This is a genomic window from Streptomyces bluensis (genome assembly GCF_014650715.1).
GTDB classification, from domain to species: Bacteria; Actinomycetota; Actinomycetes; order Streptomycetales; family Streptomycetaceae; genus Streptomyces; species Streptomyces bluensis.
In genome coordinates this window covers 89,771-111,580 of record NZ_BMVM01000010.1, presented here as the reverse complement: position 1 = coordinate 111,580, position 21,810 = coordinate 89,771, and the positions used below count along the sequence as shown (strand labels likewise).

Below are 21,810 nucleotides of genomic sequence, written 5' to 3'. Positions count from 1 at the left end.
GCACATGACGAAGGGCGCCCGGTTGCTCACCGGGCGCCCTTCACTGTCGTACGCGTCGAGAGGTCAAAGCTTCTCGATCACATAGTCCACGCACTTCGTCAGCGCCTCGACGTCCGCCGGGTCGACCGCCGGGAACATGGCGACGCGGAGCTGGTTGCGGCCGAGCTTGCGGTAGGGCTCGGTGTCGACGATGCCGTTGGCACGCAGCACCTTGGCGACGGCGGCCGCGTCGATCTCTTCGGAGAAGTCGATCGTGCCGATGACCTGGGAGCGCTTGGCCGGGTCGGTGACGAACGGGTTCGCGTACTTGCTGTCGTCGGCCCAGCCGTAGAGCGTCCGGGCGGAGGTGGCCGTACGGCCCGCGGACCAGGCCAGCCCGCCCTGACCGTTGATCCACTTCAGCTGCTCGTTGAGCAGGAAGAGCGTGGCGAGGGCCGGGGTGTTGTACGTCTGGTTCTTGCGCGAGTTGTCGATCGCCGTCGGCAGGGAGAAGAACTCCGGGACATGGCGGCCGGAGGCGTGGACGCGCTCGGCGCGCTCGATCGCGGCGGGGGAGAAGACGCCGATCCAGAGGCCGCCGTCCGAAGCGAAGGACTTCTGCGGGGCGAAGTAGTAGACGTCGGTCTCGCTGATGTCGACGGGGAGGCCGCCGGCGCCGGAGGTGGCGTCCACGAGGACGAGCGCGCCCTCGTCCGCGCCGTCGACGCGCTTGATGGGGGCGGCGACACCGGTGGAGGTCTCGTTGTGGGTGAACGCGTACACGTCCACGCCAGCCTCGGCGGCGGGCTCCGGGTGCGTGCCGGGGTCGCTGGAGATGACGGTCGGCTCGGCCAGCCAGGGGGCCAGCTTCGCGGCCTTCGCGAACTTCGACGAGAACTCGCCGAACGAGAGGTGCTGCGACTTGTTCTCGATGAGTCCGTGGGTCGCGATGTCCCAGAACGCGGTGGAGCCGCCGTTGCCGAGGACGACCTCGTAGCCGTCGGGGATCTGGAACAGCTCGCTGATGCCCTCGCGCACCGCGCCGACCAGGTTCTTCACCGGGGCCTGGCGGTGGGAGGTGCCCATCAGGGAGGTACCGGAGGCGGCGAGGGCGTCCAGCGCCTCCGTGCGCACCTTGGAGGGGCCGGCGCCGAACCGTCCGTCGGCGGGCTTGATGTCAGCGGGAATCTGGATATCAGCCACGGGAGGGAGCGTAGCCCTTTCTGGAAACCCGGGCGCAACCTCGTCCGTCGGGTGAGACGAGTTTTCGCCGCCGGATCAGCCGGATCAGCCGGTCAGCCGGTGAGTGGGTGAGTGGGTGAGTCGGTGAGTCGGTCAGCCGTGCAGGCGGACCGGGAGTTCGTACAGGTCGTTCTGGGTCACCACCGGCTTGTTGCGGAGTTCGCCCGCCGGGACCGCCAGATCGAGGGACGGGAAGCGGGCGTACAGGGCCGGGAGGGCCACCCCGGCCTCCAGGCGGGACAACGCGGCGCCGGGGCACACGTGCGGGCCGTGTCCGAAGGCGATGTGCCGGTTCGCGGTCGGGCGCGTGATGTCGAAGACGCCGGCCGAGGGCCCGTGGGCCGCCTCGTCCCGGCCGATGGCGGCGTACGAGACGATCAACGCGTCCCCCGCAGGAAGGACCTTGTCACCGACGGGCACGTCCTCCGTCGCGAAGCGGATCAGTACGTGCGACGTCGGCGTCGAGTAGCGCAACGTTTCCTCGATCACCGAGGACCAGTCCGCCTTCCCCGCGAGGACCAGAGCGCGCTGGTCCGGATGCGTGGACAGGTTCACCACCGCGTTGACGATGAGCGAGATCGTCGTCTCGTGGCCCGCCGCCACCATCAGTTGCAGCGTGGAGACGATCTCCTGGTCGGTGAGGTGGTCACCGTTCTCGGAGGCCTGGATCAGCGCGGATGTGAGGTCGTCGCCGGGCTGCGCCCGCTTCGCCGTCACCGTCTCCGCCATGATCCCCGCCAGCTCGGTGAGCGTCGCGACGACCTCCTCCGGCGGCGTCTGCGTCGAGAAGAACTTGTCGAAGAGCACCTTCACCCGGGGAAGCCGGGCCTGGTCGAGGCCCATGAGATCCGCGATGACGTACATCGGGAGCGGGTAGGCGAACTCCGCCTTCAGGTCGATCACCGGCCTGCCCCTGCCCCTGCCCCCGCCCCCGTCCCCGGTCCCGAACGCGTTCCCGTCCCCCGTCCCGTCCGTGGGCAGCCGGTCGAGGAGGTCCTCCGTCAGTTCTGTGATCTTGTCGCGCATGTGCTCCACCCGGCGCGGCGTCAGCGCCTGCGCCACCAGCGTCCGCAGACGACGGTGATCCGCTCCGTCCACCGTCAGCATGGAGCGGCCCGGATTGGCGAGCCCGATCAGCGGCCAGTCTGGCGCGATCTCGCCCCGCTGCCAGGCACCCCAGACGTTGATGTCCTTCACCAGCCGGGGATCCGTGAGCAGTTGCCGCGCCTCGGCATGGTGGGTGACCGCCCACACGGGGACACCGCCCGGCAGCTCCACCGCGGCGAGCGGCCCGGCGGCACGCAGCGCGGCACTCTCCCCGTCCAGGTCGCAGACGAGGGGGTCGAGCACGATACGGGTCTGTTCGACGTCAGTCGTCATGCGCGCGTGCCTCCAAGGGCGGGGGTGGGCGTGAACGTCACCGGCAGTTCCGTCAGGCCGCGCAGCCACGGGGAGGGCCGGCGGGTCAGGGACCCGGCCGGTACCGCCAGATCGATGTCCGGCAGCCGGTCCAGTACGACCTCGATGCCCGTCCGCGCGATGACCTCGGCCACCTCCTGAGCGGGGAACGGGCACCGGTGCTCCCCGTGCCCGAAGGAGAAGTGCGCGTTGTTGCCACCGGTCAGGGCGGAGCCGTGGGTACGGACCCGGGGGTCGGAGTTGGCGCCCTGGAGGCCGAGCAGCAGCAGGTCGCCCGCGCGGATGTGGCGGTCGCCGAGCCGGGTGTCGCGGGACGCCCAGCGGCCGGCCACGTTCTGGGTGGGGGCGTCCTCCCAGAGGACCTCGTTCATGGCCTCGGCCACGCTGTTGCGGCCACCGAAGAGGGAGGCGGCGAAACGGTCGTCCGTCAGCATCAGATGCAGCGAGTTGCCGATCCAGTCGGCGGTCGGCTGGTGCCCGGCGGCCGTCATGACCATGAGGTCCTGGACGATCTCCTCGTCCGTGAACTCGTCTCCGATCCCGGAGCCGATCCCGGAGCCGAGCCCGGCAGCGTGCGCGAGCATCCGCGACACCACGTCGTCCGCCGGGGCCGCTCTCCGGTCGGCCACCAGCCGGTCCATGGACGAGGCCAGGTGCGCCTGGCCCGCGAGGGCGCGCTCCTGGCCGTCGATCATGTCGTTCAGGGCGTCGACCAGCCCGGGGCCCTGCTCCTCCGCGAAGCCGAAGAGTGTCGCCAGCACCCGCATCGGCAGCAGCATCGCGTAGTCCGCTACGACGTCTGCCTCGCCCTTGTGGCACACGGCGTCGATCAGTTCGTCGGCCAGCCGTTCGGCGAGGGCGCGGAGCTGAAAGGGGTCGACGGCTTCGAGGGCGTTGCTGATCATCGCGGCGCGCTCGCGGTGGCGTTCGCCGACCGTGTAGAGGATCGAGGGCTGCTTGCGGCCGATCATCGGCAGCAGCGGCCAGTCGTCGGGGATGTCCGGCCACTGGTTCCACAGCTCGGAGTCGCGGCTGAACAGCACCGGATCGCCGGTCACCTGATGCAGCTCGCGGTACCCCAGCACCAGCCACGCCGGCACCCCACCGTCGAGCACGACGGGCGCCACGGCCCCGTGCTCCTGCCGCAACTCCCGGTACACGGCGTCCGGTTCGCTCTGGAAGCGGGGTCCGCCGAGCGGCACGCGCGCGGGGGCGAGGCTGGTGTGTTCTTCGGGGCCCGTGAGGCCCTCGGTCCTCGTACCGCTCGTACCGTCTTGAGCGGTTCTCGTACCGTCTTCAGAGGCTGCGGAGTCCAACGAGCACCTGTTCCAGAATGTCGGGGTCGATGACCGCGGCCATGTGCGGGTGGCGGGCGCTGACACGGCCGGCGGCGAGGAGGTCGGAGAGCAGGACCTTGGTGATGCTCACGGGCAGCCGCAGCTCGGCGGCGATCTCCACGATGGCCATCGGCTTCCGGGCCATCCGCAGGATCGCCGTGTGCTCCGACTGCATGCCGGGCGCCGGATCGCACTCGGCGACCACGAGCGTCACCAGGTCGAACGGGTTGTCGGGCGCGGACCGGCTGCGCCCGCCCGTGAGGGTGTAGAGCCGGTCGGGCGCGTCGTCCCTGCCGGGCCGGGTCATGAGGTGCCTGGGGCCGTACCGGGTGCCGGGCCGCGGACCGCGCGCGGCTGTGCGCTCAGGTGCTCGCCGAGCTGCTCCACCAGCTCGCTCATGTTGTGCCCGACGAGACCGGCGTCCGCGTCCTCGTCGGTGACGACGGCCAGGTGTGCGCCCCGTCCGGCCTCCACGATGAACAGGACCCCGCCGTAGAACTCGGCCATCGCCGACCGTACGCCACCGCTGCCGTCGCCGAACCCGACCGACGCCCCTTGCGACAGCGACTGGATACCGGCGGCGATCGCGGCGAGATGGTCGGCCTGGTCGACGGACAGCTCGGGCGTGCGACACAGCTTCAGGCCGTCCCGGGAGAGCACGAGTGCGTGCCGCGCGCCCGGCGTGCGCTCCAACAGGCCCTGGATGAGCCAGGCGAGCTTCTCGTCGGCGGTGCTGGTGCCGAGGGGGCCGGTCATGAAGTGGGGTCACCTTCCGGGTGCGGGTACGACTGTAAGTGCGGTTGCGGTTGCGGTTGCCGTTGCGATGTGGCGGGGGCCTCTGGTGCCTCTGGTGCCTCTGGTGCCTCTGGCGTGTCTCGTACGGCGTCTTGCGGGGCCGTGGCGTCCGCCTCCACCGGCTCCGGTACGACCGGCACCTCCGTCGTCGTGCCCTGGACCAGCGCCTGGTCCGGCACCGTGCCGCGGACGGCGCTGCGGAAGCTGCTGAACCGGGCGGCCCTGACCTGTGGATCGGTGGCGGGGCGGGTCTCGGGCGCGGGCCGGGGCGGGATGCGGCCGCGGGTGCGGGCCTGAGCGGCGGTGAGGCTCTGACCGCGACGGCGCCTGGGCAGCCCGCCGGCCAGATCAATGGGCAGATCCATGGGCACTTCGCTGGGCAGCTCGCCGGGTTGATCGCCGGACGGAACGCTCGGGGACGGAACGCTCGGGGACGGATCGCTCGGCGTAGGCGCGCCGGTCGCGGTCAGGCTGTGGCCGTTCGGCCTCGCCGCGGACTCGTGCGTCGGAACGGGCTCGGGGTCCAGGTCCTGGGGCGCGCGGGCGGTGGCGTACGACGACGGTCCGAAGGATCGCGGGGCGGGCTCCGGCCGTGGCGCCGGCGTCGGCGTCGGCGCCGGGGCGGACGCGCCGGCCAGCAGGTCCTGCGGGATGAGCATCAGCACGCCGGTGCCACCGCGCGCGGACGGGCGGAAGGACACCTTCAGACCGTGCTTGCGGGAGAGGCGGCCGACGACGGCGAGCCCGAGCCGGGTGCCGGAGAGCCCGCCGAGGTCGGCGCCCTCGCCGGAGACGGCGCGTTCGGCGCGGCGCAGCTGGACGTCGCTCATGACGAGGCCCGCGTCCTCGACCGACACGACGACGCCGGCGGGTACCTCCTCGACGTACACGTGCACTTCGGCCGTCGGAGGGGAGAACGTCGCGGCGTTGTCGAGGAGTTCGGCGAGTGCGTGCATGACGGCCTCGGCGGCGTGTCCGGCGACGGCGGCCTCGCTGGAGGAGTGCAGACGCACACGCTGGTAGCCGCCGATGCGGCCCATCGCGCCGCGCAGGATGGACTCCATGGGGATCGGCCGCGCCCAGCGGCGGCCCGAACGCGCACCCGAGAGCACGGCGACGGAGTCGGCGAGACGGCTCGCCTGGGCGGTGCGGTGGTCGAGGTGCAGGAGGTCGGCGAGGACGTCCTCGTCGGAGTGGCGCTCCTCCATCTCGCGCAGGTCGGCGAGGGTGCCGGTGGCGAGCGCCTGCATGCGGCCGGCCGCGTTGGCGGTGGCGGCGACGGCGGCGGCGCGTTCGCTCTCGGCCTTGCGGGCCCGGCCGGCGAGTTCGGCCTTCTCCTCGGCGAGGCGGGCGCGGTCGGCGGTGAGCCGGCGCCGTTCCTGTGCGGACTCCTCGGCGAGCCGGGTCCGTTCGCGCTCGAAGTCCTCCGCGAGGCGCGCCCGCTCACGTACGAAGCCGTCGCTCAGCCGCGCCCGCTCCTGGCGCAACTCCTCGGCCAGCCGGGCCCGTTCCTGCAGCAGCCGCCCCGTGTCCTGGGAGACGGCGTCGAGGCGGCGGCGGACGAGCTTGACGGTCTGCGCGGCGTGCGTGGCCCTCGCGACCGCGGCGGTGAGCAGGACGGCGGCGGCGCCCGCCCCCCAGGCGAGCGCCGGCCGCACCGCTTCGGGCGCCACGGCGACCGACCCGCCGACGGCGAGCGCGGTGAGCACGGCGGTGAGCAGGGGCGCGGGCACCAGTGTGCGGAGGGCGGGCCGTTCGCCTCGGGGGATGGGCGGCGTCATGAGTTGATCCTCGGTCGTGGCCTCGGCTGTGGCGTTGGTCGTGGCCTCGGGTGCGTGTGTGCCTGGTACGCGTGTGGGTGTGCGGGCCTGTGGTGCGAGCGTTCTGTGCGGGCCTGTCGTACGTGCTCGGTGCGCGGGCCTGCCAAACGTGCTTGGTGTACGTGTTGGGTGAAGGTGCCGGGTGAACGGGCGGTGCGAGCTGTTCTGCCTGGTGTGCGCCCTGGGTGCGCTCCACCGGACGCCGACCGTGGCCGGCGCGTCCTGAACCTTCCTCCGCGCCTCCGTGCCTCCGCCACCTCCGGTCTTTGATCATGTTCTGACGGTGAAGTGACACTTGGTGCACAACTGGCCGTCACTATATGGGAGTTCGTGATCGGGTTGGGCGGGTTCCGGAGGCGTTCTCGGAATCCGACCGGACTTCTCACTCGGTGATACGCGGGGGCGGCGAGTGGAGCGATGGGTGGTCGGGCGGTCACTGTCAGTGGTGGAGGGCATGCTGGGGGCATGACGGATCTCGGGGAAGTGAGGGCAGGGCTGGAGGCCGGGCTGCGGGCGGCCGTGCGCGGTGAGGTCGCCTTCGACGCGACCGCGCGGGCGCTGACGACCATGGACGCCTCCAACTACCGCCGGGTGCCGCTGGGCGTGGTGGCGCCGCGGGACGCGGACGACGTGGCGGCGGTGCTGTCCGTGTGCCGGGAGCACGGCGTGCCGGTCGTGGCGCGCGGTGGAGGCACGTCGATCGCGGGCCAGGCCACGGGCACGGGCGTGGTGCTGGACTTCACCCGCCACATGAATCGGCTCGTGTCCCTCGACCCCGAGGGCCGCCGGGCCGTCGTCCAGCCGGGCCTGGTCCTGGACCGCCTCCAGGAGGCCGCCGCCCCGCACGGCCTCCGCTTCGGCCCCGACCCGTCCACCCACAGCCGCTGCACACTCGGCGGAATGATCGGGAACAACTCGTGCGGGTCCCACTCGGTGGCCTGGGGCACGACGGCGGACAGCGTCCAGGAGCTGTCGGTGATCAGCGGTACGGGTGACCTGCTGCGGCCGGGTCGTGACTGGGCCGGTGCCCCCGCCGGCCTACGGACGCTGGTGGAGGGGGAACTGGCGCGCCTGCGCACGGACTTCCCCTCCCTCTCCCGCCTCCCGCGCCGCATCTCGGGCTACGCCCTGGACGCCCTGCTGCCGGAGAACGGCGCGGACGTGGCCCGCTCCTTCTGCGGCTCCGAGGGCACGCTCGGGGTGCTGACGGAGGCGGTCGTACGGCTCGTCCAGGCACCCCGCGCGCGTGCGCTGGCCGTGCTGGCGTACGCCGACGAGAGCGCGGCGGCGGAGGCGGCCGCCGGACTGCTGTCGTACCGGCCGCTGACGGTCGAGGGCATGGCGGCGGACCTGGTGCGCGAGGGCGCGGGGCTGCCGAGGGGCGGGGCGTGGCTGTTCGTGGAGACGGGCGGCGACTCGTCGGCCGAGGCGCGGGCGCGCGCGGAGGCCGTCGTCCGGGCGGCCGACGTCGTGGACGCGCTGGTGGTCGCCGACCCGGCCGCCCAGCGCACCCTGTGGCGCATCCGCGAGGACGCCAGCGGCACGGCGACCCGTATGCCGGACGGCTCCGAGGCCTGGCCCGGCTGGGAGGACTGCGCGGTGCCGCCGGCCCGGCTGGGTGCGTACCTGCGGGACTTCCGGGCGCTGTTGTCGGCGCACGGCCTGCGCGGTACGCCGTACGGCCACTTCGGGGACGGCTGCATCCACGTCCGCATCGACTTCGACCTGTTGTCGGACGCCGGGGTGGCCCGCTTCCGCCGCTTCTCGCAGGAGCTGGCGGATCTGGTGGTCTCCCACGGGGGCTCGCTGTCGGGCGAGCACGGGGACGGCCAGGCACGGGCCGAGCTGCTGCCGAGGATGTACGGGCAGGAGGCGGTCCGGCTCTTCGAGCGGGCGAAGGGCGTGTGGGACCCGGACGACCTGCTCAACCCGGGGATGCTGGTACGCCCCGCACCCCTCGACTCGAACCTGAGGTTCGCGGTCCTGCCCCGCAAACCGGTGGACGTGGCCTTCGGGTACCCGGAGGACGGCGGCGACTTCTCGGCGGCGGTGCGCCGCTGCGTGGGCGTGGCCAAGTGCCGCGCCACGACCGCCGGCTCACACAGTGGCTCCGGCTCGGGGGTCATGTGCCCGTCCTTCCGCGCGACCGGGGAGGAGGAGCACTCCACGCGGGGCCGGGCGCGGCTGCTGCACGAGATGCTGACGGGCGAGGTGGTCACGGACGGCTGGCGCTCCACGGAGGTCCGGGACGCCCTCGACCTGTGCCTGTCCTGCAAGGGCTGCCGTTCGGACTGCCCGGTCGGGGTGGACATGGCCACGTACAAGGCGGAGTTCCTGCACCATCACTACGCGGGCCGTCGGCGCCCGGCGGCGCACTACGCGCTGGGGTGGCTCCCGGTGTGGCTGCGGACGGTTGCCCGGCTGAGGGCGGCACGGCTGGTGAACTCCCTTGCCGCGGTGGGACCACTGGCCCGGCTCGCCAAGCGGCTCGGCGGGATCGCGGGTGAGCGGGAGATCCCCCGGCTGGCGCGGGAGCCGTTCAGCCGATGGTGGGCGCGCAGGCGGGTGCCCGACGGGGCCAGGGCCGGTGGCGGGGAGGGTGTCGGTTCCGGTGCCGGGCCGGTGGTGATCCTCTGGCCGGACACCTTCACGGAGTACCTGTCGCCGTCGGTGGGGCGCGCGGCCGTACGGGTGCTGGAGGAGGCCGGCCTGACCGTGGCCCTGCCCCCGACGGTCCACTGGGCGCGGGCGCCGATCGGGGACGGAAGGTCGCGAACAGCGCGGGCCGCGCTCGGCCCGGCCCTCCGCCGGGAGCGGCCCTGCTGCGGCCTGACGTACATCTCGACGGGCCAACTGGACCGCGCCCGCGCGGTACTGCGCCGCACGCTGGACCTCATGGAACCGGTCCTGGACTCCGGCGCCCCGATCGTCGTCCTGGAACCGAGCTGCGCGGCGGCACTCCGCACGGACGTACCGGAACTGCTCCACGACGACCCGAGAGCCGCTCAACTGGCCTCACGGATACGGACCTTCGCCGAGACGCTGGCGGAGCACGCCCCGCACTGGACCCCTCCCGCCGTGAACCGCCCGGTCGTCGGCCAGACCCACTGCCACCAGCACGCTGTCCTCGGCGACACGGCGGAGCGCCGCCTGCGCGAGGCGGCGGGCCTGACCGGCGAACTGAGCGGCGGCTGCTGCGGCCTCGCGGGCAACTTCGGTTTCGAGCAGGGCCACTACGACGTGTCCACGGCCTGCGCGGAGGAGCAACTGCTGCCGGCGGTACGCGCGGCGACGCGTGACGCGGTGATCCTGGCGGACGGCTTCTCCTGCCGCACCCAGCTGGAACAGCTGGCGGGACGGAAGGGCAGGCACTTGGCGGAGGTGCTGGCGGAGGGGCTGGCGGGGGCGCTGGAGGAGCGGCCGGGACAACCCCGGGGACGACACCCCTCCACGTGACCGATGCCGTGTAACCGATGCTGTCGCCGTACCCGCTGGGCCAGACGCTGGACGGGCCAGTCAGGGGAAACGGGGAGCGTCGGGCTGTGGTCGGCAGGCCTTTAAGCTGGGCCCGTGACACCGACAGGCGAGCAGGGGCCGGCGCTGCGGGCGGACGCCGCACGCAACCGCGCCCGGGTGTTGCGGGTGGCCCGCGAACAACTGGCCGCCGGTGACGACTCGCTCCAGCTGAACGCCATCGCCCGGCTCGCCGGCGTAGGCGTGGGAACGGTGTACCGGCATTTCCCCACCCGCCACGCGCTGTGGGAGGCACTGTCGGCCGAGCGCTTCCAGGAGCTGGTCGACGAGGCCCGGGCCGCCGCCGACGACGAGGACGCCCTCGCGGGTCTGCACCATCTGCTGCGGTTCACCCTCATGCGCATGTTGGACGACAGCGGGTTCGCCGCCGTGCTCGAATCCGCCGGCGATGCCGAGGCGCAGACCTCGGCGCTGAAGGCCGAGCTGGACCGGGCCGTCGCGCAGTTGCTCGACCGTGCCCGCCGGGCCGGTGCGATCAGGCGCGACGTCGAGGCCGACGACGTGCGCCGCCTGCTCTGTGGCATCGAGCACGCCGTACGCTCCGGCGACAGCGACCCGGCACACACCGAGGTCTACCTCGACGTGCTCCTTGAGGGCCTGCGTCCCCCGCGCTGACCCCGGCTCAACGATCCGCGCATCCGCGCATCCGCACATCCGCACATCCGCACATCGGCTCAAGGGACCAACGGGTGCTTCAGGCTCCCCCTAAGCGGATGGCTATCCGGTTGTGTTAGCGTGCCTTCCGTCGAACCGGATAGCTATCCGGTTTCGGTGGTGGGACGGCGGAGTACAGAGAGGGCGGACCTTATGGAGCCGCGGGCGGTCGTCACGGCGGGGACCGGGGGCATCGGCCTGGAGACCGCGAGGGGACTGGCGGCGTGCGGGCTCGCCGTCACCGTGGTCGGCCGCGACACCGAGCGGGGCGCCCGCGCGGTGGAGCGGATCGGCGCGGTCGCGACCGGAGGCGAGCCGCGGTTCGTGGCGGCCGACCTCGCATCGCTCGGCGACGTCCGGGCCCTCGCAGCCCAGTTGGCGGCCGAAGGGCCGCTGAAGGTTCTGGTCAACAACGTGGGGGCGATGTTCGCGGACCGGCAGCAGACCGTCGACGGGATCGAGGCGACCTTCGCCGTCAATCACCTCTCGCCGTACCTGCTGACCGAACTGCTGCTCGATCAGCTCCGGGCCGGGGGACCGAGCCGGATCGTGAACGTCAGCTCCGGCGCGATCCGGGCCGCCAAGCGCACCTTCGACACCGTCGAACCCCCGGGTGGCTACTACGGCTTCCACTGGTACGGCCGGGCCAAGCTCGCCAACCTCGCCTACACCCTGGATCTGGCAGAGCGCCTGCGCGGCAGCGGTATCACGGTCTTCGCGGCCGATCCCGGCGGCGCCGCGACCGACCTGACCCATGGCACCATGCGCTCACCGAAGATCGTCTCCCCGGCACTGCGCCTGCTGTGGCCGCTGGTCCGGCGGACCTTCGAGCGTTCCACCGCCGGCCCCGCGTCCGTGGCCGCCCGGTCGTCCATCGTCGCAGCGACCGACGCCTCACTCGACGGGCGGACCGGCCTGCTCATCGGCCCTCAGGCCAACCCCGTCCCTGCCTTCCGCGGAAGCACCGACCCCCGGACTGTCAGCGACGTGCTCAGGCTCAGCCGACAGTGGGCACCCCTGGAAGACGGCCGCTGATCGTGTGACCCCATCCGCCTCGCGGAAGCCCGGCACGAAGCCCTCCGGGGTGCAGGAGGCGTAGTACGGGGGTCGTACGAGCCCGCGCGGCAACAGGCGATCCGCAGCTCGGCGTGCCTACGCTGGCGCACCCGACCGTACGCAGCCCACAGGGAGCCCGCATGCCGCTCCGCCTCCAGGCCATCACCCGGGACGAGCACCTGGCGTTCGTGAAGTCGCTGTCCTCGGCCAGTCACATGCAGGTGCCGTCGTGGGGCGATGTGAAGCCGGACTGGCGGGCGGAGAGCCTCGGGTGGTTCGAGGGGAACGGCCGGCTGGCGGGGGTGGGCCTGGTCCTGATGCGCCCCTTGCCGAAGCCGATCGGGCGCCACCTCGCGTACCTGCCGGAGGGCCCGGTCATCGACTGGTACGCGCCCGATCTCGCGGAGCGCTGGCTGGAGCCGATGCTGGCGTATCTGAAGTCGCGCGGGGCGTTCTCCGTGAAGATGGGCCCGCCCGTGGTCGTACGGCGCTGGAGCGCGGACGCGGTGAAGGCGGCGATCGCGGACCCGGCGGCCCGGCGGCTGCACGGGGCGCGGGCCACGGAGCACGACGAGCGCGCCACGGCGGTGGCCGACGCGCTCCGCCGGACCGGCTGGCGGCAGCCGGACCCGGGCGGCGAGGACGGCTTCGCGGCGGGGCAGCCGCGGTACGTCTTCCAGGTGCCGTTCGCCGGCCGGACACTGGAGGACATCCGCTCCGGCCTCAACCAGCAGTGGCGCCGCAACATCAAGAAGGCCGACAAGGCGGGTGTGAAGGTGGTCCAGGGCGGCTACGACGACCTGCCCGTCTTCCACGAGCTGTACGTCGAGACCGCGGGCCGCGACCGCTTCGTCCCGCGCCCCCTCGCCTACTTCCAGCGCATGTGGGGGGCGCTCACGTCCGAGGACCCCGACCGTATGCGCCTGTACCTCGCCCACCACGAGGGCGACGTCCTCGCGGCGGCCACGATGCTGACGGTCGGCGAGCACGTCTGGTACTCGTACGGCGCCTCGACGAGCCGCAAGCGCGAGGTCCAGCCCAGCAACGCCATCCAGTGGCGCATGATGACCGACGCCCACGAGCTCGGCGCCTCCGTCTACGACCTGCGCGGCATCACCGACACCCTGGAGGACACCAGCCACCTCCTCGGCCTCCTCCGCTTCAAGGTGGGCACGGGCGGACAGGCGGTGGAGTACCTCGGCGAGTGGGACTTCCCGCTCAACCGGCTGCTGCACAAGGCGATGGCTCTGTACATGGCGCGCCGCTGACACCGTGCGGGACGTGCTGGGTGTCACCGGCGCATGCGCCCACAGCACCCGGCGAAGTCGAGGGCGTCACCCTTGTGCCGACTTCGGCTTCCCCCGCCCCACCTGCGTCCGTACCGCCCCCATGCTCGCCGCGATGACCAGCGCGATGGCGAGGCCCTCGGTGAGGGAGAGGGCCTGGCCGAGGACGAGGAAACCGGCGATGGCGGCGATGCCCGGTTCGAGGCTCATGAGGACGGCGAAGGTGGAGGCGGGCAGCCGGCGCAGCGCGAGAAGCTCCAGCGTGTACGGCAGGACGGACGACAGTACGGCGACGGCGGCGCCCAGCGTGATCGTGACCGGGTCGAGCAGCCGTACCCCCGACTCGACGACCCCGAGAGGCAGGAACAGCACCGCCGCGACCGCCATGGCCAGCGCCAGCCCGTCGGCCTGGGGGAAGCGGCGCCCCGTACGCGCGCTGAAGACGATGTACGTCGCCCACATGGCTCCGGCGCCCAGGGCGAAGGCCACACCCACCGGGTCCAGGTCGCCGAAGCCGCCGCCGCTGAGCAGGAAGACTCCGCCGAGCGCCAGCCCGGCCCAGACCAGGTTCACCGCGCGGCGCGACGCGAGCACGGACAGGGCGAGCGGGCCGAGCACCTCCAGCGTGACGGCGGGGCCGAGCGGGATACGGGCGACCGCCTGGTAGAAGAGGCCGTTCATCGCGGCCATCGTGACGCCGAAGGCGATCACCGTGCCCCAGTCGGTCCGCGAGTGCCCGCGCACCCGGGGCCGGCAGACGATGAGCATCACGACGGCGGCCACCAGCAGCCGCAGCGTCACCACCCCGAGCGCCCCGACCCGAGGCATCAGGCTCACGGCCAGCGCCCCGCCGAACTGCACCGAGATCCCCCCGGCCAGTACCAGCCCGACCGGCCCGAGGGCACGCCGCCCCCGGGCTCGGCCGACAGGTGTGGGCGCGGCGGTCGCTGCGGGCGTGGGTGCGGGTGCGAGTGCGGGCGTGGGTGTGGGCGCGGACTGGTCAGCGCTGGAGAGGTTCACGGGGGCCGTCCAGGAGGGTCGGGCTGGGCTTGTTCAGTGTAGTGCACTCGTTCGTGCACAGTAATGGACCTGGTGGGGGTGAGGGGTGCGTGCATGGCCCGCATTCCGGCATGCGGCCGAGTTTCAAAAATGCAAGCACGCTTGCTTGTTTCTGTCCCCGCTGGCATGCTCCCGACCACACACCGTCGTGCCCGAGGGAGCGCCACCGTGGACGTGTTCGGCGACCTGGAGCGGGAGAGCGAGGAACTCGACGCCCTCGTGGGGGAGTTGAGCGAGGAGCAATGGGCGCTCGCCACCCCCGCCGTCGGCTGGACCGTCGCCCACCAGATCGCGCACCTCGCCTGGACCGACCGATCAGCGCTGCTCGCCGTCACCGATCCCGACGCCTTCGCGCGGGAGGTGGAGAAGGCACTCAGCGCGCCCGACCGGTTCGTCGACGAGGGCGCCGAGCAGGGCGCCGCGCTGCCCCCCGCCCGGATCCTCGCCGACTGGAGGGCCGGACGGCAGGCCCTCGCCACGGCCCTGGAGGCGGCACCCGCCAAGACGCGCTTCCCCTGGTACGGCCCACCCATGTCGGCCGCCTCCATGGCCACCGCCCGGCTCATGGAGACCTGGGCCCACGGCCAGGACATCGCGGACACTCTGGGTGTGGTGCGCCCACCCACCGACCGGCTCCGGCATGTGGTCCGGATCGGGGTGCGCACCCGGGACTTCGCCTTCGGGGTGCACGGTCTCCCCGCCCCCGTCGAGGAGTTCCGCGTCGAGCTGACCGGCCCCGCCGACGACCTCTGGACGTACGGCCCCGAAGACGCCCCGCAGCGCGTCACCGGCCCCGCCCTCGACTTCTGCCGCCTGGTCACCCGGCGGGCCCACCGCGCCGACCTCGCCCTCCGCGCCGAGGGCCCCGACGCCGACCGCTGGCTGGACATCGCCCAGGCCTTCGCGGGGCCGCCGGGTGCGGGGCGGCCCCCGGAGGGGGACGCACAGTGACCCCGCGGACGGCGCAATCCCCACGGACCCTGCGCATCGGCAACGCCTCCGGCTTCTACGGCGACCGCTTCGACGCGATGCGCGAGATGCTCACCGGCGGCGAACTCGACGTCCTCACCGGCGACTACCTCGCCGAGCTGACCATGCTGATCCTGGGCCGCGACCGTCTGAAGGACCCGGCGGCCGGGTACGCCCGCACCTTCCTCGGCCAGCTGGAGGAGTGCCTGGGGCTCGCCCATGAGCGGGGCGTCCGCATCGTCACCAACGCAGGCGGCCTCAACCCGGCCGGACTCGCCGACGCCGTAAGGGAGTTGGCGGACCGCCTCGGCATCCCCGTCCGGGTCGCCCACGTCGAGGGCGACGACCTCACGCACCGTCATTCGGACGCCCTCACCGCGCACGCCTACCTCGGCGGGTTCGGGATCGCGGCCTGCCTGCGGGAGGGCGCCGACGTCGTCGTCACCGGGCGGGTCACCGACGCGGCCCTCGTCACCGGCCCGGCCGCAGCGCACTTCGGCTGGAGGCCGGACCCGGACGCGTACGACCGGCTCGCGGGCGCCGTCGTCGCCGGGCACGTGCTGGAATGCGGCACCCAGGCCACCGGCGGCAACTACGCCTTCTTCACCGACTTCACCGAGGTCACCGACCACGGCGTACGACGGCTGCGCCACCCCGGCTTCCCCCTCGCCGAACTCCACGAGGACGGCACCGCCGTCATCACCAAACACCCCGGTACGGGCGGTGTGGTGGACATCGGCACGGTCACCGCGCAGCTCCTGTACGAGACGGCCGGCGCCCGGTACGCGGGCCCCGACGTCACCGCCCGGCTGGACACGGTCGAACTCACCCAGGAGGGCCCCGACCGCGTACGGATCACCGGTGTGCGCGGTGAGGCCCCGCCTCCCACGCTCAAGGTCGGCCTCAACCGGATCGGCGGCTACCGCAACGAGGTCGCGTTCGTCCTGACCGGGCTGGACATCGAGAAGAAGGCCGCCCTGGTGCGCGACCAGATGGAGACCGCGCTGAACGCGGCCACGTCCCGCCCGGCGCAGGTCACCTGGTCCCTCGCGCGCACCGACCACCCCGACGCCCCCACCGAGGAGACCGCGAGCGCGCTGCTGCGGCTCGTCGTGCGCGACCCGGACCAGAAGACCGTGGGGCGGGCGCTCAGCGGGGCCGCCGTGGAGCTGGCGCTCGCGAGCTACCCCGGGTTCCATGTGCTGGCGCCACCGGGAAAGGGCGCACCCTATGGGGTCTTCGAGGATGTGTACGTAGACCATGGGGTCGCGGACCATGTGGCGGTCCTCCAGGACGGGCGCCGGATTCACATACCCCCGGCCCACATACCCCCGGCCCACACAGCCTCGGCCCACACAGCCTCGGCCCACACAGCCTCGGCCCACACAGCCTCGGCCCACACAGCCTCGGCCCACACAGCCTCGGCCCACACAGCCTCGGCCCACGGCACCCTCGTACCCCGGCCCACCCCCGAACCCCCTCCGCCCGAACCTCCTCCCCCCGAGCCGCTCCCCTCCGGGCTCCCCACCCGCCGCGCGCCCCTCGGACTGGTCGCGGGTGCCCGCAGCGGGGACAAGGGCGGCAACGCCAACGTCGGCCTCTGGGTCCGCTCGGACGACGCCTGGCGGTGGCTCGCACACACCCTCACCGTCGACCGCTTCCGCGAACTCCTCCCAGAGACGGCGGACTTGACCGTCACCCGCCAGGCCCTGCCGAACCTCCGCGCCCTCAACTTCGTCGTCGAGGGCATCCTCGGCGAGGGCGTCGCCGCCCAGCACCGCTTCGACCCCCAGGCCAAGGCCCTGGGCGAATGGCTCCGCTCCCGTCACCTGGACATACCGGAGACCCTGCTGTGACCGTCCTCAGCTCCGCCCTGGACACGGGCAGCCCCGACTACACGGCCCACCGCGAGGCCATGCTCGCCAGACTCGCCGAGCTCGACACCGAGCACGCGAAGGCCCTCGCGGGCGGCGGCGAGAAGTACGTCGCACGGCACCGCGAGCGCGGCAAGCTGCTCGCCCGGGAACGTATCGAGCTGCTCCTCGACCCCGACACACCCTTCCTGGAGCTGTCGCCGCTCGCCGCCTGGGGCAGCGACTACACGGTGGGCGCCTCGCTCGTCACCGGCATCGGAGTCGTCGAGGGCGTGGAGTGCCTGATCACCGCGAACGACCCGACCGTACGCGGCGGCGCCAGCAACCCCTGGAGCCTGAAGAAGGCCCTGCGGGCCAACGACATCGCCCTCGCCAACCGGCTGCCCTGCATCAGCCTGGTCGAGTCGGGCGGCGCGGACCTGCCCTCCCAGAAGGAGATCTTCATCCCGGGCGGAGCCATCTTCCGGGACCTCACCCGGCTCTCCGCCGCCGGCATCCCGACCATCGCGGTCGTCTTCGGGAACTCCACCGCCGGAGGCGCGTACATCCCCGGCATGTCCGACCACGTGATCATGGTCAAGGAGCGGGCGAAGGTGTTCCTCGGCGGCCCGCCCCTGGTGAAGATGGCGACGGGGGAGGAGAGCGACGACGAGTCCCTGGGCGGCGCCGACATGCACGCACGCGTGTCGGGCCTCGCCGACCACGTCGCCGTCGACGAGCCGGACGCCCTGCGCCAGGCGCGCCGCGTGGTCGCCCGCCTCAACCACCGCAAGGCGTACGGAGATCCGGGCCCGGCGGCGCCCCCCAAGTACGACGAGGACGAACTGCTCGGCATCGTCCCGGGCGACCTGCGGACCCCCTTCGACCCCCGCGAGGTCATCGCCCGGATCGTCGACGCCTCCGACTTCGACGAGTTCAAGCCGCTGTACGGGACCAGCCTCGCCACCGGCTGGGCGAGCCTGCACGGCTACCCGGTCGGCATCCTGGCGAACGCCCAAGGGGTCCTCTTCAGCGAGGAGTCCCAGAAGGCCGCCCAGTTCATCCAGCTCGCCAACCAGCGGGACATCCCGCTGCTCTTCCTGCACAACACCACCGGCTACATGGTCGGCAAGGAGTACGAGCAGGGCGGCATCATCAAGCACGGCGCGATGATGATCAACGCGGTCTCCAATTCGCGCGTGCCCCATCTGTCCGTGCTCGTGGGCGCGTCGTACGGCGCCGGGCACTACGGGATGTGCGGCCGGGCGTACGACCCCCGCTTCCTGTTCGCCTGGCCCAGCGCCAAGTCGGCCGTCATGGGGCCGCAGCAGCTCGCCGGGGTCCTCTCCCTCGTCGCCCGGCAGTCGGCGGCCGCGAAGGGGCAGCCGTACGACGAGGACGGGGACGCCGCCCTGCGCGCCATGGTGGAGCAGCAGATCGAGGCCGAGTCCCTGCCGATGTTCCTGTCCGGGCGGCTGTACGACGACGGGGTCATCGACCCGCGCGACACCCGTACCGTCCTCGGCCTGTGCCTGTCCGCGATCCACACCGCGCCCTACGAGGGTGCGCGCGGCGGCTTCGGCGTCTTCCGGATGTGAAGGCCGTGACGGAGAGCGTGACGGAGACCAAGACGGAGACCAAGACGGAGACGATGACGGTGGGGACCATGACGGAGACAAGGAAGCCCTCAGTGATCACTTCTGTCCTCGTCGCCAACCGGGGCGAGATCGCCTGCCGTATCGTCCGCACCTGCCGTGAGTCGGGCATCCGAACGGTCGCCGTGCACTCCGACGCCGACGAAAACGCCCTCCACGCGCGCGTGGCCGACGCGACGGTCCGGCTGCCGGGCGCGGCGGCCTCGGACACCTACCTGCGCGGCGACCTCATCGTGAAGGCCGCCCTGGACGCGGGAGCGGACGCCATCCACCCCGGGTACGGCTTCCTCTCCGAGAACCCCGGCTTCGCACGCGCCGTCCTCGACGCGGGTCTCGTCTGGATCGGCCCGTCCCCCGAGGCGATCGAGGCCATGGCGTCGAAGACGCGCGCCAAGAAGCTCATGGGTCTGGAAACCCTCCCCCTCCACAAGGTCACCGAGGACGACCTGCCCGTCCTCGTGAAGGCGGCGGCGGGCGGCGGCGGACGGGGCATGCGCGTCGTCCGCGACCTCGCCGCCCTTCAGGACGAACTGGCCGCCGCCCGCGCCGAGGCCCTGAGCGCCTTCGACGACGACGAGGTCTTCGTCGAGCCCTATGTGGAGGGCGGCCGGCACGTCGAGGTGCAGATCCTCGCCGACAGCCACGGCACCGTGTGGCCGCTCGGCACCCGGGACTGCTCCCTCCAGCGCCGCCACCAGAAGGTCATCGAGGAAGCCCCGGCGCCGGGCCTGTCCTCCGAACTGACCGAGTCGCTGTACGCGATGGCCGTACGGGCCGCCCGGGCCGTCGACTACGTGGGCGCGGGCACGGTCGAGTTCCTCGTGTCCGGCGACACGGCCCACTTCCTGGAGATGAACACCCGCCTCCAGGTCGAACACCCCGTCACGGAAGCGGTGTTCGGCGTCGACCTGGTGGCCCTCCAGATCCGTGTCGCCGAGGGCCGCGCTCTCGGGGCTCCCGAAAACGACCCCGACGGCCCCCCACGCGTGCGGGGCCACGCCGTCGAGGCCCGCCTGTACGCCGAGGACCCGGCCCGCGCCTGGGCCCCTCAGACCGGCACCCTGCACCGCCTCACCGTCCCGGACGGCGTCCGCCTGGACACCGGCTACGCCGACGGCGACCCCATCGGCGTTCACTACGACCCCCTGCTCGCCAAGGTGGTGGCCCACGCCCCCACCCGCGCGGAGGCCCTGCGCAAGCTCGCCGCCGCCCTGGAACGAGCGGACATCCACGGCCCGACGACCAACAGGGACCTGCTCGTACGGTCGCTCAGGCACGAGGAGTTCACCACGGCCCGCATGGACACGGGCTTCTACGACCGCCACCTGCCCGCCCTCACCGGTTCCGCTTCCGACCCCTACGCCCCCCTGGCCGCCGCCCTCGCCGACGCCCACGGCCGCTCCCGCTTCGGCGGCTGGCGCAACCTGCCCTCCCAGCCGCAGACCAAGCGGTACGCCATGGCGGGCGAGGAACACGAGGTGCGCTACCACCACACGCGGGCGGGCCTGACGACCCAGGGCGTACGTGTGGTGCACGCCGACGCCCGTCTGGTCGTCCTCGAAGTGGACGGAGTCCAGCGCAGGTTCGAGGTGACGCGCTACGGCGACGAGGTGTACGTGAACACCACGGCACTCAGGGCGCTACCCCGCTTCCCGGACCCGACGGCCGACGAGGCCCCCGGCTCCCTCCTCGCGTCGATGCCGGGCACGGTCGTACGGATCGCCGAGGGCCTCACCGAGGGCACTCAGGTGCAGGCGGGCCAGCCCCTCCTCTGGCTGGAGGCGATGAAGATGGAACACAAGATCACAGCCCCGGCCACAGGCACACTCACGGCCCTGCACGCAGTTCCGGGCCAGCAGGTAGAAGTGGGCACCCTCTTGGCGGTGGTTCACGCATAAGGGGCGCGGGGAACTGCGCGACAAGCCACGTACAACCCGCACTCTCCAACCAGCAATCCGTCCCTCCCCCTTAGGAGTCCCGTGCCCACCCTCATGGAAACCGAGGAACACAAGGCCCTACGAGCAGCAGCCTCCGCCCTCGGCAATCGCTACGGCCGCGACTACCTCACCACCGTCACCCAAGAAGGCCGCTACCCCGACGAACTCTGGTCCGAGGCAGCCAAGCTCGGCTACCTCGGCGTCAACCTGCCGGAGGCATACGGCGGCGGAGGCGGCGGCATAGCCGAACTCTCCATCGTCCTCGAAGAGCTCGGCGCCGCGGGCTGCCCCCTCCTCATGCTGATCGTCTCCCCGGCCATCTGCGGCACGGTCATCGCCCGCTTCGGCACCGACACCCAGAAGCAGCAGTGGCTCCCCGGAATCGCCGAAGGCACCCGCACCATGGCCTTCGGCATCACCGAACCCGACGCCGGCTCCAACTCCCACCGCATCACCACCACCGCCCGCCGCGACGGCGCCGACTACCTGCTCACGGGCCGCAAGGTCTTCGTCTCCGGCGTCGACATCGCGGACGCCACCCTCATCGTCGGCCGCACCGCGGACGCCCGCACCGGCACCCTCAAGCCCTGCCTGTTCATCGTCCCCAGGGACGCCCCCGGGTTCGAACGACGGCCGATCGACATGGAGATCCAGTCCGCCGAGAAGCAGTTCGAGCTGACGCTGGACGACGTACGGCTGCCCGCCGACGCGCTCGTGGGCGACGAGGACGCGGGCCTGCTGCAACTCTTCGCCGGACTCAACCCCGAACGCATCATGACGGCAGCGTTCGCGATCGGCATGGGGCGCCATGCCGTCGCCAAGGCCGTCGAGTACGCCCGCGACCGCACCGTGTGGAAGACACCCATCGGCGCCCACCAGGCCATCGCCCACCCCCTCGCACAGGCCCACATCGACCTCGAACTGGCCCGTCTGATGATGCAGAAGGCCGCCTTCCTGTACGACTCCGGGGACGACGCGGCCGCCGGCGAGGCCGCCAACATGGCCAAGTACGCCGCCGGAGAGGCCTGCGTGAAGGCCGTCGACCAGGCGGTGCACACCCTCGGCGGCAACGGCCTCACCCGCGAGTTCGGACTCGGCTCCCTCATCACGGCCGCGCGCGTGTCCCGTATCGCACCGGTGAGCCGGGAGATGATTCTCAACTACGTCTCCCACCAGACCCTGGGCCTGCCCAAGTCGTACTGAGTACGGGAGAAC

General features: G+C 72.4%; 16 protein-coding genes. 9 read left to right on the top strand and 7 right to left on the bottom strand.

What is annotated here, in order from left to right; translation table 11 throughout:
- Window positions 1–63: 63 nt before the first annotated feature.
- The 6 genes from serC to IE262_RS23865 form a co-directional block, all read right to left on the bottom strand.
- Window positions 64–1,182: a phosphoserine transaminase gene (gene serC, locus IE262_RS23890; protein WP_189876379.1), complete on the bottom strand. Its 1,119-nt coding sequence runs from the start codon at window positions 1,180–1,182 to the stop codon at window positions 64–66.
- Between the two features lie 132 nt (window positions 1,183–1,314).
- Entirely contained in the window at window positions 1,315–2,601 is a 1,287-nt protein-coding gene (locus IE262_RS23885; RefSeq protein ID WP_189876377.1) for a cytochrome P450 family protein, read from the bottom strand.
- Window positions 2,598–3,842 carry a cytochrome P450 gene (locus IE262_RS23880; RefSeq protein WP_189876375.1) on the bottom strand — a complete coding sequence of 415 codons (1,245 nt, stop codon included), beginning with the start codon at window positions 3,840–3,842 and terminating at the stop codon, window positions 2,598–2,600. The genes IE262_RS23885 and IE262_RS23880 overlap by 4 nt, the downstream gene beginning before the upstream one ends.
- 94 nt (window positions 3,843–3,936) lie before the next feature.
- On the bottom strand, window positions 3,937–4,284 hold the full coding sequence (locus IE262_RS23875; RefSeq protein WP_134033642.1) for a DUF742 domain-containing protein: 348 nt from the start codon (window positions 4,282–4,284) through the stop codon (window positions 3,937–3,939).
- On the bottom strand, window positions 4,281–4,733 hold the full coding sequence (locus IE262_RS23870) for a roadblock/LC7 domain-containing protein (protein WP_134033645.1): 453 nt from the start codon (window positions 4,731–4,733) through the stop codon (window positions 4,281–4,283). The genes IE262_RS23875 and IE262_RS23870 overlap by 4 nt, the downstream gene beginning before the upstream one ends.
- Window positions 4,730–6,553: a sensor histidine kinase gene (locus tag IE262_RS23865; protein WP_189876373.1), complete on the bottom strand. Its 1,824-nt coding sequence runs from the start codon at window positions 6,551–6,553 to the stop codon at window positions 4,730–4,732. The genes IE262_RS23870 and IE262_RS23865 overlap by 4 nt, the downstream gene beginning before the upstream one ends.
- 504 nt (window positions 6,554–7,057) lie before the next feature.
- Between IE262_RS23865 and IE262_RS23860 the strand changes: the two genes are divergently transcribed.
- The 4 genes from IE262_RS23860 (at window position 7,058) to IE262_RS23845 (ending at window position 13,104) form a co-directional block, all read left to right on the top strand.
- Window positions 7,058–10,048 (top strand): FAD-binding and (Fe-S)-binding domain-containing protein, encoded by a 2,991-nt coding sequence (locus IE262_RS23860; protein WP_189876371.1) that lies wholly within the window; start codon window positions 7,058–7,060, stop codon window positions 10,046–10,048.
- 114 nt (window positions 10,049–10,162) lie between these two features.
- Window positions 10,163–10,741, top strand: a complete 579-nt coding sequence (locus IE262_RS23855; protein ID WP_229877430.1) for a TetR/AcrR family transcriptional regulator — start codon at window positions 10,163–10,165, stop codon at window positions 10,739–10,741.
- A gap of 192 nt (window positions 10,742–10,933) precedes the next feature.
- Window positions 10,934–11,815 (top strand): SDR family NAD(P)-dependent oxidoreductase, encoded by an 882-nt coding sequence (locus IE262_RS23850; protein ID WP_189876369.1) that lies wholly within the window; start codon window positions 10,934–10,936, stop codon window positions 11,813–11,815.
- A gap of 161 nt (window positions 11,816–11,976) precedes the next feature.
- Window positions 11,977–13,104, top strand: a complete 1,128-nt coding sequence (locus IE262_RS23845; RefSeq protein ID WP_189876367.1) for a lipid II:glycine glycyltransferase FemX — start codon at window positions 11,977–11,979, stop codon at window positions 13,102–13,104.
- 66 nt (window positions 13,105–13,170) lie between these two features.
- Here IE262_RS23845 and IE262_RS23840 read toward each other — a convergent pair whose 3' ends face one another.
- On the bottom strand, window positions 13,171–14,142 hold the full coding sequence (locus tag IE262_RS23840) for an EamA family transporter (RefSeq protein ID WP_189876364.1): 972 nt from the start codon (window positions 14,140–14,142) through the stop codon (window positions 13,171–13,173).
- 207 nt (window positions 14,143–14,349) lie between these two features.
- On the opposite strand from IE262_RS23840, the gene IE262_RS23835 reads away from it, so the two are divergent.
- The 5 genes from IE262_RS23835 to IE262_RS23815 all read left to right on the top strand — a co-directional run bounded on the left by IE262_RS23835 (window position 14,350) and on the right by IE262_RS23815 (window position 21,798).
- The gene (locus tag IE262_RS23835; RefSeq protein WP_229877429.1) at window positions 14,350–15,132 is read left to right on the top strand and encodes a TIGR03084 family metal-binding protein; all 783 of its coding nucleotides are present in this window, start codon (window positions 14,350–14,352) and stop codon (window positions 15,130–15,132) included.
- The gene (locus IE262_RS23830) at window positions 15,129–17,006 is read left to right on the top strand and encodes an acyclic terpene utilization AtuA family protein (protein WP_268249578.1); all 1,878 of its coding nucleotides are present in this window, start codon (window positions 15,129–15,131) and stop codon (window positions 17,004–17,006) included. The genes IE262_RS23835 and IE262_RS23830 overlap by 4 nt, the downstream gene beginning before the upstream one ends.
- Window positions 17,003–18,601: an acyl-CoA carboxylase subunit beta gene (locus IE262_RS23825; RefSeq protein WP_134033671.1), complete on the top strand. Its 1,599-nt coding sequence runs from the start codon at window positions 17,003–17,005 to the stop codon at window positions 18,599–18,601. Before IE262_RS23830 ends, IE262_RS23825 begins: the two co-directional genes overlap by 4 nt.
- 92 nt (window positions 18,602–18,693) lie before the next feature.
- Window positions 18,694–20,556 carry an acetyl/propionyl/methylcrotonyl-CoA carboxylase subunit alpha gene (locus IE262_RS23820; RefSeq protein WP_189876627.1) on the top strand — a complete coding sequence of 621 codons (1,863 nt, stop codon included), beginning with the start codon at window positions 18,694–18,696 and terminating at the stop codon, window positions 20,554–20,556.
- An 81-nt stretch (window positions 20,557–20,637) separates the two neighbouring features.
- Window positions 20,638–21,798: an acyl-CoA dehydrogenase family protein gene (locus IE262_RS23815; RefSeq protein ID WP_189876360.1), complete on the top strand. Its 1,161-nt coding sequence runs from the start codon at window positions 20,638–20,640 to the stop codon at window positions 21,796–21,798.
- Window positions 21,799–21,810 lie beyond the last annotated feature (12 nt).

What these genes read in the sequence shown, in the direction of transcription:
- IE262_RS23885 (WP_189876377.1), bottom strand. Translation starts at nt 2,601, where the DNA reads ATGACGACTGACGTCGAACAGACCCGTATCGTGCTCGACCCCCTCGTC.
- IE262_RS23875 (WP_134033642.1), bottom strand. Translation starts at nt 4,284, where the DNA reads ATGACCCGGCCCGGCAGGGACGACGCGCCCGACCGGCTCTACACCCTC.
- IE262_RS23870 (WP_134033645.1), bottom strand. Translation starts at nt 4,733, where the DNA reads ATGACCGGCCCCCTCGGCACCAGCACCGCCGACGAGAAGCTCGCCTGG.
- IE262_RS23865 (WP_189876373.1), bottom strand. Translation starts at nt 6,553, where the DNA reads ATGACGCCGCCCATCCCCCGAGGCGAACGGCCCGCCCTCCGCACACTG.
- IE262_RS23860 (WP_189876371.1), top strand. Translation starts at nt 7,058, where the DNA reads ATGACGGATCTCGGGGAAGTGAGGGCAGGGCTGGAGGCCGGGCTGCGG.
- IE262_RS23850 (WP_189876369.1), top strand. Translation starts at nt 10,934, where the DNA reads ATGGAGCCGCGGGCGGTCGTCACGGCGGGGACCGGGGGCATCGGCCTG.
- IE262_RS23845 (WP_189876367.1), top strand. Translation starts at nt 11,977, where the DNA reads ATGCCGCTCCGCCTCCAGGCCATCACCCGGGACGAGCACCTGGCGTTC.